The following is a 13,799-nucleotide window of genomic DNA, read 5'->3' as shown; positions in this document are numbered from 1 at the left end:
TCGATACGTAATTGTCCTAAAATAGGGCGCAGGTGCATGGGGGGGCTCGGTCGTTTCCGGGCCAGACGTCAAGCTGCAGCATGGTCCTGCCACAAGGTTCCTGCAGTCATCAGGAGGTTTCGGATGCTCAAGCATTACATATTCTGGGGACTTTTCGCGCTTGTCCTGGCGGGCGTTGCGGCAACCTTGATCAACAATCGGAAGGCACGCCAGAGGCGCGATGCGGAAAATGCCAGGGCGCTTGCCGCCGCGGTTTCCGCCGCCGCCGCCAAAGCTGCCGCCAGTCCTCCGAAAGCTGCTGCCGCAGAAGCCGCTTACGATCCCACCGCAACGCGGATTCATGTGCGCACGACTCCGGTCGGCGCGAATCCTGCATTGCAGAATCGCGAGGAAGTGCCGTTGCCGAAAGAAGCCGTTCCAAGGCTGGTCTGCGTTGGCGGAACCCAGAAGGACAACACCTTCCCCGTTACCGCCGCCGGCATTACCGTGGGACGAAGCGCGGACAACGATATCGTCATCACGGACGCCCGCGCCTCCCAGCGTCACGCCTGGGTCGGCATCGTCGACAGCAAGGTGGTTCTGCGCGACCTCGGATCCACCAACGGCACCTTCCTCAACGCCCAGATCGATTCGCCCGTGGACGAAGTCGCGCTGATTCCCGGCGATACGATTTTCTTCGGCGGCCACGGTCGCGACCAGTTTCTTTTCGTCGTCGATTGAACTCCGCGGCCGATGCCGCGATAGCGCGATGGTTTGGATCGCCGCGAAACTAGCCGCGGGCTTCGCTCCAGCCAAGCGCACCGATCACACTGGCAAAGCTCCCTTCAAGCGGCGCCTCGATGGATAACATGCGGTCGTCCCGCGGATGCCGGAGTTCCATGCGGGTACAGGCGAGCAGCATGCGCCGACAGCCGAAGCGCTGCTGAAAGAAGCGATTGTGGATTCCCTTGCCCCAGGTGGCATCACCGATGATGGGGTGGGCGATGTGCTTCAGGTGGCGGCGCAACTGGTGCTGGCGGCCGGTCTTCGGCAGAAGTTCCACCAGCGCATAGCGCGAACTCGGGTAGCGGTCGACGACGTCGGGAAGCTCGATGGTGGCCAGGCGGCGATAGTCGGTGACGGCGGGCAGGGCTTCGGTTTTGCTCTCGGCGCCGAGCTTGCGGCCGTAGTCGTCGAACTGGCGCGACAGCGGATGGTCGATGGTGCCGGATTCGGGCGGCCAGCCGCGCACGATGGCAAGGTAGCGCTTCCCGACTTCGTCGCGCTGGAACTGCCCGCCGACCTCGCGCGCGCTGTCGGCATCGAGCGCGAACAGCAGCACGCCCGAGGTGCCTTTGTCGAGCCGATGCAGCGGGTGCACGCGCCGCCCGATCTGGTCGCGCAGGAGTTGCACGGCGAAGCGCGTTTCGTGGCGGTCGATGTCGCTGCGATGGACCAGCAGGCCGGCGGGTTTGTTGATCGCGACGAGGAAGTCGTCGCGGTAAAGGATGTCGAGCATGCCGCCGCTGGCGTTAACGTGAAACAACTCGTTCAAAGTGATTGGCGATAGCCGAGCGAAGCGAGCAAATAAGAAGCCTCCCCGTGAGGGGAGGATGGGAGGGGCGGGCCATTAATTCGTCTTTCGCGTGTTTGATCCTCGGCGGGCGGCTCTCGCGGCCATGAGCGTTAGTACTGGACGCCCTGCGCCTCGCAGAGGAACTTCATCAGCGGTGTGGCGGCGGCGAAACGCTCGGTCGCGAGTTTGACCAGCCCGGAACCCGTCACCTCGGCGGCGGACAAGGATGCCAAGCCGATGAAGTCCTTGCGCTTGAGGTCGTCGATCGCCGGGTGCTCGGCGGCGTAGCCGCGCGGCGGCCGCGTCAGGCTGTCGCCGGCCAGCGCCCAGTGCGCGGCGAACTTCTTGTCGTCGCGCACGGCGAACCAGCGTTTCGGATTCGCCGTGATGAGGTCGCGGATGTGCCCCAGCATGTCGGCCTCGGGATGCCAGCAGCCGGCGCCGAAGAAACATTCGTCGCTCGCGATGTGCATGTAGAAGCCCGGCGCATGAACGTCCTTGCCCAGCTCGTGGCGGAACTGGATGCCGATGTTGGTCTTGTAGGGGCTCTTGTCGCGGGCGAAGCGCGTGTCGCGGAACACGCGCATCAGCGAGCCGCCCATCTTCTTCGGCTCGGCGCGGAAGTGCGGGGCGAACTTTGCCAGGGGATCGCCCATCGCGGCGATGAAATCCAGTGCCGGCTCACGCACCAGTTCTTCGTAGCGCGGCTTGTTGGCCTCGAACCAGCCGCGGTCGTTGTTGGCGGCGAGTTCGTCGAGGAACTTGAAGGTGGCTTTGCTGAACATGGCGGTCCTGTCCTTCGCTGCGATTGTCTTACGCCGCCGCTTTCTGCCCGAGGCGGCGATCGAGCCAGTTGTCGATCTTCTCGGCGGCCGCGGTCCATTGCGGCTCCATCATGATCATGTGGCCGGCGCGCGGGATGACGCAGGTTTCCGCGTTCCAGCCGGAGGCGGTGAAGTAAAGCTGGTTGGACGGAAACAGCGCGTCGAGTTCGCCGCCCATGACCAGCGCCGGAATCTTCGGCCGGCGCTTGGGCGAGCGCCAGGCCAGCGTCATCATCTCGGTTACGGCGGTCATGGATTCGTCCTGCACCAGCGGCTTGAAGGCGGCGAATTGTTCCGCTGTCACGTCGGGCGAGAAATACACTTCGCGCATCACCTTGACGGTGTTCGCGGTGTACTTGCCGCGCACGGCGTAGGCGGCCTCCCGCAGGAAATCCGGCTGCCGGGCGTTCAACTGGGCGCTGCAACCGGCCAGGCCGGTGGTCGGCACGGGCGCCATCATGATGACCGCCGCTGCGTTGCCTTTTTCGAGGAAGCGCTGCACCACCAGTGCGCCCATCGAATGCCCGATCAGCACCGGCGGCGCGGGCAGCTCGGCGACCACTTGCGCGACGTCTGCGGCGTAGTGGTCGAGGTCGTAGCTGTTGAGGTTCTCGCGACCCTCGCTCTTGCCGTGGCCCGATAGATCGATGGCGTGGCAGTGATAGCCCAGCTTGCTGAAATGCGGCAGGAAGTTCACGTCCCAGCAACCGGCATGGACGTAGCCGCCATGTACGAAAACCAGCGGCGGATGTCCGTTGTGCTTCTTTGCCGGGCGATGCAGGGTGTGCAGTTTGCGGTGACTCAAGGGTGAACTCCGGAAGTGTGGCTTGGGGTCAGAACAGTATCACGCCGCGTGCGTTTCGCCCCTCGGCGAGATCGGCAAAGGCCTGCGGTGCTTCCTCGACGCTGTAGGTGCGCGTGATCAGTTCGTCGAGCTTGAGCCGGCCGCTGCGGTAGAGGCCGATCAGGCGCGGGAAGTCCTGCTGCGGGCGCGCCGAGCCGAAGTAGCTGCCCTTCAGGGTCTTTTCCTCGAAGGTCAGGGTTGCGGTGCGGATCGTGGTCGTGTCCTTGGGGCCGGCGACACCGACCACGACCGCCGTGCCACCCTTGCGCAAACAGCCATAGGCCTGCGCCGCGATCTCGCCGAAGCCGACGCACTCGAAGGCATAGTCGGCGCCGCCTTCGGTGAGTTTCTTCAGGGCCTTGACGATGTTCTCTTCGTTCTTCGGGTTCACCGTGTGGGTCGCGCCGAACTGCTTCGCCATTTCAAGTTTTGCATCCGAGGTATCGACCGCGACGATGATGCGGGCGCCGGCAATCGCGCAGCCCTGGATGGCATTGAGGCCGACGCCGCCGCAGCCGAAGACCACGGTGGCCGAGCCCGGCTCGACCTTCGCCGTGTTGACCGCGGCGCCGACGCCGGTCATCACGCCGCAGCCGATCAGCGCGGCCTTGTCGAGCGGCACGGCGGCATCGATCTTGATCACGTTGTCGACGTGCAGCGTCGCGTATTCGGCCATCACGCCGCAGCCGGAAAAAATGTTGAGCGGCTTGCCGGCGGCATCCTTGAAGCGCGTCGTGCCGTCGGGTAGCGTGAAGCCGGCCTTGGCGGCCTGGTCGCAGAGCTGCGGGCGGCCAGTCTGGCAGTAGCGGCACTTGCCGCACATGCTGACGAAGGAGCTGACGACGTGGTCGCCCAGGGCAAAGCTGCTGACGCCTTCGCCTACCGCGACGATGCTGCCGGCGCCTTCGTGGCCCAGCACCACGGGCGGCGGCAGCGGCAGCGTGCCGGTGGTGACGGAAAGGTCGCTGTGGCAGACGCCGCAGGCGGCAAGCTTGATCATCACTTCGCCGCGCTGCGGCGCATCGACGCTGACGGTTTCGACGACGACGGGCTTGCCGACTTCACGGCAAAGGACGGCACGGGCTTGCTGGGTCATGATGGACTCCTCTTGAAATGAATGAAAGACGGTGCCGCTATTCCTTGTACCAGACCAATTGCTGCGTTGTCGCCAGCAGCTCGCCATCGGTGCTCCAGACGTGGCCGTGGTGGTCGAAGTGGCCGTCGCTGAAGGCTTGGGCCTGGGCCACGGCGAGCAGCGGCGCGGCGCCCTGGCGGATCAGCGCTTCTTCACCGGCGTGGAAATAGATGTTGATCGAGACGGTGCCGATCGGCACGAACTCGGGCCGGCGCAGGAAGATGCGCGGCAGGAAGCTGTCGCACAGCGCCGTCAGCGACGCGAAGTCGAGCGGGCGCGGCGGATTGTCGGCGACCCAGACGTGGGAGAGGCTGTCTTCATTGGCGGCAAAGGGCTTGCCGCGCACGATGCGGAATTCATAGCGCTGCAGAAAGCCGGTTGCGTTGCGCGGCGGCGCGACCGCGCAGGCGTCGGCCGGCGGCACTTCGGGGCGGGTGGCTTCGACGTGGCTCCAGGTTTCGCGGCGCACGGCGCAGATCGCGATCACCTGGGCCAGCACGCGCCCCGGCTCGCCCTGCAGCAGGCGGATCGCCCAGTGCTGGCTGCTGCGGTTGGACCGCACCAGTTCGGTCTCGATCACAAAGTCGCCGGCGTCGATCGGCGCGAGGTAGTTGATGGTGAAGGCCAGTGGCGTGCCGCGCCGATCGGGATGGTCGAGCATCGCCTGCATCATCACCGCGGCCGTGATGCCGCCGTAAGGGCTGACCATGTTCCAGTAGTCGGCGCTGGTGCGGCCAAGCCGGCGGTTCGGCGTTGCGGCCGCCAGTGCGATGGCCGCGTCGAAGGGGTGCGCGAAGTCGCTCACGCGGCGCGGCTCAGTCTGGCGAAGCGCTGCAAATGCGCGTCGGTGTCGCCGAACGACATTTCGATGGCGGTGAGGCGCTTGAACCAGTGGCTGAGCATCAATTCGTCCGTCATGCCCATGCCGCCGTGCAATTGCACCGCGTTCTGCGCGATGAAGCGGCAGGCCTGGCCGATCGTCACCTTGGCCGCCGAGAGGCTGCGCCGGCGCGCGGACGCGTCCTCGCTGGTGCAATGCATGGCGGCAAGATAGCTCATCGAACGCGCCTGCTCCAGATGCAGCAGCATGTCGGCCATGCGGTGTTGCAGCGCCTGGAAGCGGCCGATCGGTTGGCCGAACTGCTGGCGCGTCTTGAGGTAATCGGTGGTCGCGGCGACGGTGGCTTCCATGACGCCGACGGCTTCGCTGCACAGGGCGGCGAGGCCGATGTCGAGGGCCGCGTCGATGGCATTCGCCGTATCGCCAGCGCCGACTTTCCAGGCGGGCGCATTGCTCAGCACTAGGTCGGCCGCGCGCTGGCCGTCGAGCGTCGGATAGTCGCGCAAGCTGACACCCTCCGCGTCCGGCGTGACGGCGAAAAGGCCGGTATCGCCGTCGGCGGTTCGCGCCGAAACCAGCAGCAGGTCGGCGCAGGCGCCGTGGGTGACGACGGCCTTGCGGCCGTTGAGCTTGCCGCTCTTCTCTGTGACCATCTCGCCGCGCGCATCGGCATGGGCGAGTATCACGATGCTTTCTCCGGCAGCGATTCGTGGCAACCATTCGGCCTGAGAGTCGGCGCTGGCGATACGGCGAATCAGCGCCGGGGCGATCACCGCGCTGGCCAGATACGGTTCCAGCAGCAGGCCGGCGCCGAACGCGCCCATCACCAGCCCGGTTTCCTGCGGGCCGTAGCCGAGGCCGCCGTGGTCCTCGTCGATGGTGAGCGCCAGCACGCCGAGGTCGGCCAGTTCCCGCCAGACCGTGCGGCTCCAGCCGGCGCCGGAATCGAGGATGGCGCGGCGCTTCTCGAATGTGTAGTCTTTTGTCACGAAGCGCTGCACCGTGTCGGCCAGCGCGCGTTGATCTTCGTTGAAGTCGAAGTCCATGTCAGAGCCCCATGATCATCTGCGAGATGATGTTCTTCTGGATTTCGTTGGAGCCGCCGAAGATCGACAGCTTGCGCTGGTTGCAGTAGCCGGTGGCGAGGTTGGTTGCGTAATCGGGGCCGACATCAGCCTGCCTGAAGGGCAGGGCGTAGGGCCCGACGGCCTGCATCATCAGCTCGGCGATGGCCTGCTGGATTTCAGTGCCCTTGATCTTGAGGATCGAGGCTTCCGGCCCCGGTGCCTTCTTCGTGCGTTCGGCGGAGAGCACACGCAGGTTGGTGATCTCCAGCGCGATGAGGTCGATCTCGACCTGCGCCACGCGGGCGGCGAACAGCGGATCGTCGAGGCGGCCTTCGGCTTCGGCGATGCGCTTCAGGCGCGCCAGTTCGCGTTTGGCGATGCCGATGCCGGCGATGTTGGTGCGCTCGTGGCCGAGCAGGAACTTGGCATAGGTCCAGCCCTTGTTCTCCTCGCCGATCAGGTTTTCGACGGGTACCCTGACGTCTTCGAGCCAGACTTCATTGACCTCGTGCGCGCCGTCGAGCGTGATGATCGGGCGCACCGTGACGCCCGGCGTCTTCATGTCGATCAGCAGGAAGGAAATGCCGCTCTGCTTCTTGGCCTCGGGGTCGGTGCGGACCAGGCAGAAAATCCAGTCGGCATACTGGCCGAGCGTGGTCCAGGTTTTCTGGCCGTTGACGATGTAGTGGTTTCCTTCGCGTACCGCACGGGTTTTCACCGAGGCCAGGTCGGAGCCTGCGCCCGGCTCGGAATAGCCCTGGCACCACCATTCCTCGGCCGCCAGGATCTTCGGCAAATAGCGCTGCTGCTGCGCGGGGCTGCCGAAGGCCATCAGCACCGGCGCGATCATCTTGAGGCCGAAGGAAATCAGCCGCGGCGCGCCGCCCGCCGCGCACTCCTCTTCGAAAATGTACTGCTCGGTCGGCGTCCAGCCGGGGCCGCCGAATTCCTTGGGCCAGCCGGGGCCGCCCCAGCCGCGCTGGTGCAGGATACGCTGCCATTGCACGTGTTCGTCGCGATTCAGATGGGCGCCGTTCATCACCTTGTCGCGGATCGGCGAGGGCAGTTTCTCGGCGACGAAGCGACGCACTTCCTCGCGGAAGGCATTTTCGTCGGGACTGAATTGCAGATCCATTGTCAGGTCTCGGATGGGGAGGGCGCGCCGAGCGGCGCGATGGTGCCTTGCGCGGTGGCGCAGAGTTTTTCGCCGGCGTAGGTCAGCGCGTTGTCGGCCAGGTAGCTGACGGCGCCGCCATGCACGAAGCCATGCTGCTGCTTGAGCTCATGGCGAATGGGCAACCGCAATTCGGCGCGGCCGGGCTCGAAGACCGTGAGTTCGGCCTCCAGCAGCACACTGAATGGCTGTTGCCGGAGGACCTGCCGTCCGCGGTCGAGAAGTTCCATGTTCATGGTGTGATTGTCCAGGCGCTAATGGGCTCAATAGGCCCGCTATGCAGAACACGGTTCTGTAAAAATGGCATACTGCGGATTCTTCTAGGACTTCGGACAAATGTCAATAAGCCGCCAATATTGCGCTGCCATATTGGGGTTGGCGAGGGATTGGCGGCCTCCGGACACGCTTGACGTGCGGATTAGGCTTGTGCCACCATTCGGAACATCCTCCCGGTTTCGAAATTCCGATTTTCATCGCATGACTGCATCTTCCGCTCTGCCGTCCGGCCCCGCGTTTGTTCCGCGCGGCGACTTGCCGCGGCGCATCCATCAGATCATCGAGCCCTGGGTGAGCCGCCAGCCCGACGCGCCCGCACTCTTGCAGAGCGGGACTGTGATGAGCTTCGGCCAACTCGATGCGGCGGCCAGCGAGGCAGCCCGCCGTTTAACCCAACTGGGCCTGCGCGCGGGGGACCGCCTGCTGCTGGTGGCCGAGAACAGCATTCCGGTCGTGGTGCTGGCGCTGGCCTGCAGCCGGCTCGACGCCTGGCTGGTGCCGATCAATGCGCGCCTGTCGCAACGCGAGATCGATACTTTCGTCGATCATTCGGGCGCGCGTCTCGTGGTGTTCACCAGCGCGGTTTCGCCCGAAGCCGAAGCGCACGCGCAACGCCTCGGCGCGGCCGAAGTCGACTGGCCCGGCTGCGGCCGCTTCCACCTCACCAGCGCCAACATCGCCGTTGCGCCAGAGCCGACTATTGCGGACGGCGAACAGGTTGCAGCGCTGATCTACACCTCGGGCACCTCGGGCGCGCCCAAGGCCGTCATGCTCACCCATCGCAACCTGCTGTTCATCGCCGAGAACGGCCGCTGCATGCGGCGCCAGACCCCGGCCGACCGGGTGTATGCGGTGCTGCCGCTGTCGCATATCTATGGCCTGGCGACCATGGCCCTGTCGGCGCTGCACGCGGGAGCGAGCCTCGTGCTGGCGCCGCGTTTCGAACCGGCCGCGGTGGCGGCGGCGCTGGAGACAGGCCGCGTCACCATCCTGCACGGCGTGCCGGCGATGTACGCCAAGCTGCTGGAATGGGGCCGGCGCCCCGGCAATCGCCTGTGCGCGCCGGCCCTGCGCATCGCTCAGGGCGGTGGCGCGCCGCTGGACCAGAGTTTCAAGGACGATTTCGAGGCGGCGGTAGGGATCACCCTGCACAACGGTTACGGCATGACCGAGGCATCGCCCTCGATCGCGCAGACGCGGCTCGATGCGCCGCGCCGCGACTGCTCGGTGGGGCCGCCGATTCCCGGCATCGGGATCCGCATCGTCAAGGATGGTGCCGATGTTGCGCCGGGCGAGGTCGGCGAGCTGCACGTGCGCGGGCCCGGCGTCATGAAGGGCTACTACAAGGCGCCGGAACTCACGCGCGAGGCGGTCGATGCCGAGGGCTGGCTCAACACCGGCGATCTGGCGCGGCAGGAGCAGGAGGAAGGCGGGGACGGTGCGCTGTTCATCGTTGGGCGCTCCAAGGAGCTGATCATCCGCTCCGGATTCAACGTCTATCCGATCGAGGTCGAGCAGGCCATCAACAGCCATCCCGACGTCGTGCATTGCGCCGTGGTCGGACGCGATGTGCCGGGCAACGAGGAAGTGGTGGCCTATGTCGAGCTGGTGCCGGGCCGCAGCCTCGCGCCGCAGGCGCTGGCCGCCTGGCTGCACGAGCGCCTCTCGCCCTACAAGATTCCCTCGCACATCGAACTGCTCGAACACCTGCCGGCGACGGCGACGGGAAAGATACTGAAGAACCAGCTGCGCCAGATGGCCGCCGGCGCCGGGGTCGGTCAGCGATGAACGCCAGCGATCAGCGTCAGGCCGAGGTGGCCGCGATGTTCGACCGCCACGGCTCGAACTACCGCTGGTGGGCCGTACTCACCGTGATGCTGGGCACGGTCTCGGCGATCATGGAAGCCACGGTGGTGAATGTCGCACTGCCGGAAATCATCCGCGTCTTTCAGGTCGGCCACGACCAGGTGCAGCTTTTGTCCACCGGCTTCCTCGCCGCCACCACGGCCTCGATGCTGCTGGCCACCTGGGCCATGCAGCGCTTCGGCGTGAGGCGCACCTATGTCGGCGCGCTGGCGTTGCTGGTGATGTTCTCGGTGCTCGCCGCGCTGACCGATCGTTTCGAACTGCTGGCGCTGTGCCGCATCGGGCAGGGCAGCATTGCCGGCCTGATCCAGCCGCTGGCGATGCTGGTCATCATCGACGTCTTTCCGTCGCAGGAACGCGGCCGCGCCATGGGTGCCTACGGCCTCGGCATCGTGCTGGCGCCGGCCGTGGGCCCGGTGGCCGGCGGCCTGCTGGTCGACCACTTCGGCTGGCGCGCGGTGTTCCTCGTCACCGTGCCGCTGTGCCTTGCCGCCATTGCGCTGGCGCCGCGCTTCGTGATTGCGGGCCGGCCCCTGCCGGGCGCGAGCAAGCGCCCCTTCGACGCGATCGGCCTGGTGCTGGTGGTGGCGGCGCTGTGTGCCTTGCTCGGCGGGCTGGCGGCGCTGATCCGGCAGCCGATGCTGGGCGCCGCCGCGGTCACGCTCGGCGTCGCGCTGGCCCTGGGTTTTGTCGTGTGGGAGCGCAGCACGCTGCATCCCTTGCTGGATTTCAGCATCTTCCGCGAGGCCGGCTTCGGCGCGGCGGTGCTGGTGGCGCTGGCCTATGGCATCGGCATTTACGGCTCGACCTATCTGGCGCCGATCTTCGCCCAGATCGGCGCCGGCTTTTCGGCCTATGAAGCCGGCATGATGCTGGTGCCGGGCGGCGTGGTGCTGGCCGTGGTGCTGCTGCTCGCCGGACGCCTGGCCGATCGTTTTCCGTCGAACCGCGTGGCGATGGCGGGACTGGCCTTCTTTTCCGTCTCGGCCATCCTGATGGGCCTGTCTTCCGCCGTCACGGGTTTCTGGCTGCTGGCGCTGTGGGTGGCGATCGGCCGCGTCGGCCTCGGGCTGATCATTCCGGGGCTGAATGCCGGTGCCTTGCGCTTGCTGCCCCGCGGCACCGAGGCCGCCGGCTCGGCCTCGATCAATTTCTTTCGCCAGCTCGGCGGCGCGCTCGGCGTCACGCTGCTGGCGCTGTTCCTCGAAGGACGTGAGCGGCAGCTGAATGCCGTGCATGGTCTGCAGCCGATGCAGGAAGGCTTCTTCCTGATCGCCGTTGTTTACTGTCTGGCCCTGATACCCGCCTGGATGATGACCGGTCGCGGGCAACGCGCCCAATCCGCATAGGAGCATTCATGAGTTTGCCGAAAGTCCTGCAAGACAATCTGGCCCTGCCGGTGATCGGCGCGCCGATGTTCATCGTCTCCCAGCCGCAGCTGGTGCTGGCGCAATGCATGGCCGGCATCGTCGGCTCCTTTCCGGCGCTGAACGCCCGGCCCAAGGAACTGCTCGACGAATGGCTGGCCATGATGACGGCGGAAATCGACGCTGCGCGCCGCGCCAATCCCGGCCGCAGGATCGCGCCCTTCGCGGTGAACCAGATCGTGCATCACTCGAACGACCGGCTCGACCACGACGTAGCTTTGTGCGTCAAGCACAAGGCGCCGATGATCATCACCAGCCTGCGCGCGCCGGGCGATGTGGTCAAGGAAGTGCATGCCTACGGCGGCATCGTGTTTCACGACGTGATCAACGTGCGCCATGCGCAAAAGGCGCTGGAGGCCGGCGTCGATGGCCTGATCCTGGTCGCCGCCGGCGCCGGCGGCCATGCCGGCACGCTGAGCCCGTTCGCGCTGGTGTCGGAGGTGCGGCGCTTCTGGGACGGGCCGATCGCGCTGTCCGGCGCCATCACGCGCGGCGAACAGATTCTGGCGGCACAGGCCATGGGCGCCGATCTGGCCTACATGGGCACGCGCTTCATCCCGACGCCGGAGGACAACGCGGTCGATGGCTACAAGCAGATGATCGTCGAAAGCAGCGCGGCGGACGTCGTCTATACTCCCTATTTCACCGGCGTGCATGGCAATTACCTGCGGCCGAGCATTGCCGCGCAGGGGCTCGACCCCGACAACCTGCCGGAGCGCGACAAGAGCAGCATGAGTTTCGGCTCCGACCGGACCAAGGCCTGGCGCGACATCTGGGGTGTCGGCCAGGGCATCGGTTCGATAGACCGGATTCTTCCCGTAAGTGAAGTGGTGGCGCAGCTCGGGCGTGAATACCGGGCCGCACGCGATGCGCTATGCGCGATAAAGGACTGACATGAGCAAACAGAACAAGGTCGTCACTGCCTCCGCCGCGGTCGCGGAAAAAGCCGCCGGCAAGGAAGATCGCCATTTCGTCACCGCGCTGGCGCGCGGGCTGTCGGTACTGTCCTGCTTCAGCTCCGGCGAGAAGATGCTCGGCAACCTCGACATCGCCAAGCGCTGCAAGCTGCCGAAATCCACCGTTTCGCGGCTGACCTACACGCTGACCAAACTCGGCTACCTGGTGTTCGTCGAGGAGACCGGGAAATACCGGTTGGGTACTTCCACCCTGGCGCTGGGCAGCGCCATGCTGGCGCGGCTGGACGTGCGCGACCTGTCGCGGCCGCTGATGCAGGAACTCGCCGACTTTTCCAAGGCCATGGTATCGCTGGGCAGCCGCGACCGTTTGTCGATGATCTATGTCGGCAATGCGCGCAGTTCGGCCGCGCTGACGCTCTCGCTCGATGTCGGTTCGCGCATTCCGATCGCCACCACGGCAATGGGTCGTGCCTATCTGGCCTTGATTCCGGAGCGCGAACGCGAAGACATCATGGAGCGGGTGCGCGAACTCGACGAAGTGGCCTGGCCGGCAATTCGCGCCGGCATCGAGCGCTCGCTGCAGGAATACCGCGAAACCGGCTGCGTCAGCTCGTTCGGCGAATGGCAGAGCGATGTCAATGCCATCGCCGTGCCCTTGCGCCCCGGCGGCGGCCTGCCGCCGATGGCGATCAACTGCGGCGGCGCGGCGTTTTCCCTGTCGAAGGAATTTCTGCTGGGCGAAGTGCGGCCGAGGCTGATCGAGCTGGTCAGGCAACTGGAGGCTTCGCTGGGGATGCGGGCCTAGGTTCCATGCGACCGCGCATCGGAGCGCACCGTTTTATTCCTGCCAGATTCCTGATCTGAGGACCGAACCGTCGGCACGGTATTCCGTCCCCGGCCCGTTGCGCACGCCGTCCCTGAACTCGCCGACGTACTCGGTGCCATTGGGGAAGCTCAGGGTGCCTTGCCCGTTGAACTTGTCGTCCCTGAAGTCGCCGGTGTACTTGTGGCCATCGGGCGAGGTCTGGGTGCCCTTGCCGTGGCGCTTGTCGTCCTTGAACTGGCCGACGTACTTGTTGCCGGTGGGGAAGCTCAGGGTGCCTTGTCCGTTGCGTGCGCCGTCCCGGAACTCGCCGACATATTTCTCGCCACTGGATAGGGTCAGGGTGCCTTGTCCGTTGCGCGTGTCGTTCCGGAATTCGCCGACATAGACGTTGCCATTGGGCCAGGTGTAGGTGCCCTTGCCGTTGCGCTGGTGGTCCCTGAACTCGCCGACATATTTGTCGCCGTTGGCGGAGGTGAGGGTGCCTTGCCCGTTGAAGCGGTCGTTCCTGAATTCGCCAACGTATTTGTCGCCCTTGGCGGAGACGAGGGTGCCTTTGCCGTCGCGCTGGTGGTTCTTGAATTCGCCGACGTATTTGTCGCCATTGGCCGAGGTCAGGGTGCCCTGTCCGTGAAACTGGTCGTCCTTGAACTGGCCCGCATACCGGTCGCCGTTGGCCGATATCAGCGTCCCTTGTCCGTTGCGGGCATCGTTCCTGAACTCGCCGGTGTACTTGTCGCCGCTGGTCCACGCATAGCTGCCCTGGCCGTGGCGCATGCCGTTCCAGAAGTCGCCGACGTAGCGGTCGCCGTTCGGCGAAATGTCGGTTCCGGAACAGTTGCTCCAGTCGGTACCGTATGCACCCGGGCACGCCGGCAATCGGCCCTGGGCGAAGGTGCCGTGTGATACCAGCAGCATCAGCATGATCAATGGTTTCTTCATGGTTTCAACCCGTGTTTGTCCAGGATCGCGTCAACGCGGACCGTGTCGGCAACCGTCTCTTGCCCGTCACGGGAGATTCTACGCCACCGTGTCTCCGATGATTGTCGG

General features: G+C 65.7%; 14 protein-coding genes. 5 read left to right on the top strand and 9 right to left on the bottom strand.

All coding sequences use genetic code 11. The features are described from left to right. The first annotated feature begins 123 nt into the window (after window positions 1–123). Window positions 124–720, top strand: a complete 597-nt coding sequence (locus tag SUTH_RS19690; protein WP_052473576.1) for an FHA domain-containing protein — start codon at window positions 124–126, stop codon at window positions 718–720. 49 nt (window positions 721–769) lie between these two features. Here SUTH_RS19690 and SUTH_RS11670 read toward each other — a convergent pair whose 3' ends face one another. The 8 genes from SUTH_RS11670 to SUTH_RS11635 form a co-directional block, all read right to left on the bottom strand. Then, window positions 770–1,534, bottom strand: coding sequence for a tRNA pseudouridine(65) synthase TruC (locus tag SUTH_RS11670; protein WP_231851001.1), 765 nt, complete (start codon window positions 1,532–1,534; stop codon window positions 770–772). A gap of 131 nt (window positions 1,535–1,665) precedes the next feature. Continuing rightward, entirely contained in the window at window positions 1,666–2,340 is a 675-nt protein-coding gene (locus SUTH_RS11665; RefSeq protein WP_041099434.1) for a DUF2461 domain-containing protein, read from the bottom strand. A 28-nt stretch (window positions 2,341–2,368) separates the two neighbouring features. Then, window positions 2,369–3,184, bottom strand: a complete 816-nt coding sequence (locus SUTH_RS11660) for an alpha/beta hydrolase (protein WP_041099432.1) — start codon at window positions 3,182–3,184, stop codon at window positions 2,369–2,371. Window positions 3,185–3,212: 28 nt separating this feature from the next. Further along, window positions 3,213–4,319, bottom strand: a complete 1,107-nt coding sequence (locus SUTH_RS11655; RefSeq protein ID WP_041099430.1) for a zinc-binding dehydrogenase — start codon at window positions 4,317–4,319, stop codon at window positions 3,213–3,215. A gap of 37 nt (window positions 4,320–4,356) precedes the next feature. Next, on the bottom strand, window positions 4,357–5,163 hold the full coding sequence (locus SUTH_RS11650; protein WP_041099428.1) for an acyl-CoA thioesterase: 807 nt from the start codon (window positions 5,161–5,163) through the stop codon (window positions 4,357–4,359). Then, window positions 5,160–6,245 (bottom strand): acyl-CoA dehydrogenase family protein, encoded by a 1,086-nt coding sequence (locus SUTH_RS11645; protein ID WP_041099426.1) that lies wholly within the window; start codon window positions 6,243–6,245, stop codon window positions 5,160–5,162. The genes SUTH_RS11650 and SUTH_RS11645 overlap by 4 nt, the downstream gene beginning before the upstream one ends. Window position 6,246: 1 nt before the next feature. Continuing rightward, the gene (locus SUTH_RS11640; protein ID WP_041099424.1) at window positions 6,247–7,401 is read right to left on the bottom strand and encodes an acyl-CoA dehydrogenase family protein; all 1,155 of its coding nucleotides are present in this window, start codon (window positions 7,399–7,401) and stop codon (window positions 6,247–6,249) included. 2 nt (window positions 7,402–7,403) lie between these two features. After that, the gene (locus SUTH_RS11635; RefSeq protein ID WP_084207368.1) at window positions 7,404–7,676 is read right to left on the bottom strand and encodes a PaaI family thioesterase; all 273 of its coding nucleotides are present in this window, start codon (window positions 7,674–7,676) and stop codon (window positions 7,404–7,406) included. Between the two features lie 241 nt (window positions 7,677–7,917). Between SUTH_RS11635 and SUTH_RS11630 the strand changes: the two genes are divergently transcribed. Genes SUTH_RS11630 through SUTH_RS11615 form a run of 4 tightly spaced genes read left to right on the top strand, consistent with a single transcriptional unit; the run spans window position 7,918 to window position 12,731 of the window. Then, window positions 7,918–9,504, top strand: a complete 1,587-nt coding sequence (locus SUTH_RS11630) for a class I adenylate-forming enzyme family protein (RefSeq protein ID WP_041099422.1) — start codon at window positions 7,918–7,920, stop codon at window positions 9,502–9,504. Next, window positions 9,501–10,931 carry a DHA2 family efflux MFS transporter permease subunit gene (locus tag SUTH_RS11625; protein ID WP_052473575.1) on the top strand — a complete coding sequence of 477 codons (1,431 nt, stop codon included), beginning with the start codon at window positions 9,501–9,503 and terminating at the stop codon, window positions 10,929–10,931. The genes SUTH_RS11630 and SUTH_RS11625 overlap by 4 nt, the downstream gene beginning before the upstream one ends. 8 nt (window positions 10,932–10,939) lie before the next feature. After that, window positions 10,940–11,902: an NAD(P)H-dependent flavin oxidoreductase gene (locus SUTH_RS11620; protein WP_041099420.1), complete on the top strand. Its 963-nt coding sequence runs from the start codon at window positions 10,940–10,942 to the stop codon at window positions 11,900–11,902. Window position 11,903: 1 nt separating this feature from the next. Beyond that, entirely contained in the window at window positions 11,904–12,731 is an 828-nt protein-coding gene (locus tag SUTH_RS11615) for an IclR family transcriptional regulator (protein ID WP_148312917.1), read from the top strand. Between the two features lie 33 nt (window positions 12,732–12,764). On the opposite strand, the gene SUTH_RS11610 is transcribed toward SUTH_RS11615, so the two are convergent. Beyond that, the gene (locus tag SUTH_RS11610; protein WP_052473574.1) at window positions 12,765–13,691 is read right to left on the bottom strand and encodes an MORN repeat-containing protein; all 927 of its coding nucleotides are present in this window, start codon (window positions 13,689–13,691) and stop codon (window positions 12,765–12,767) included. Between the last annotated feature and the right edge of the window lie 108 nt (window positions 13,692–13,799).

Origin of the sequence: Sulfuritalea hydrogenivorans sk43H, assembly GCF_000828635.1 — a bacterium.
Lineage (GTDB): Bacteria > Pseudomonadota > Gammaproteobacteria > Burkholderiales > Rhodocyclaceae > Sulfuritalea > Sulfuritalea hydrogenivorans.
This window is presented reverse-complemented; position numbering and strand designations above follow the sequence as displayed.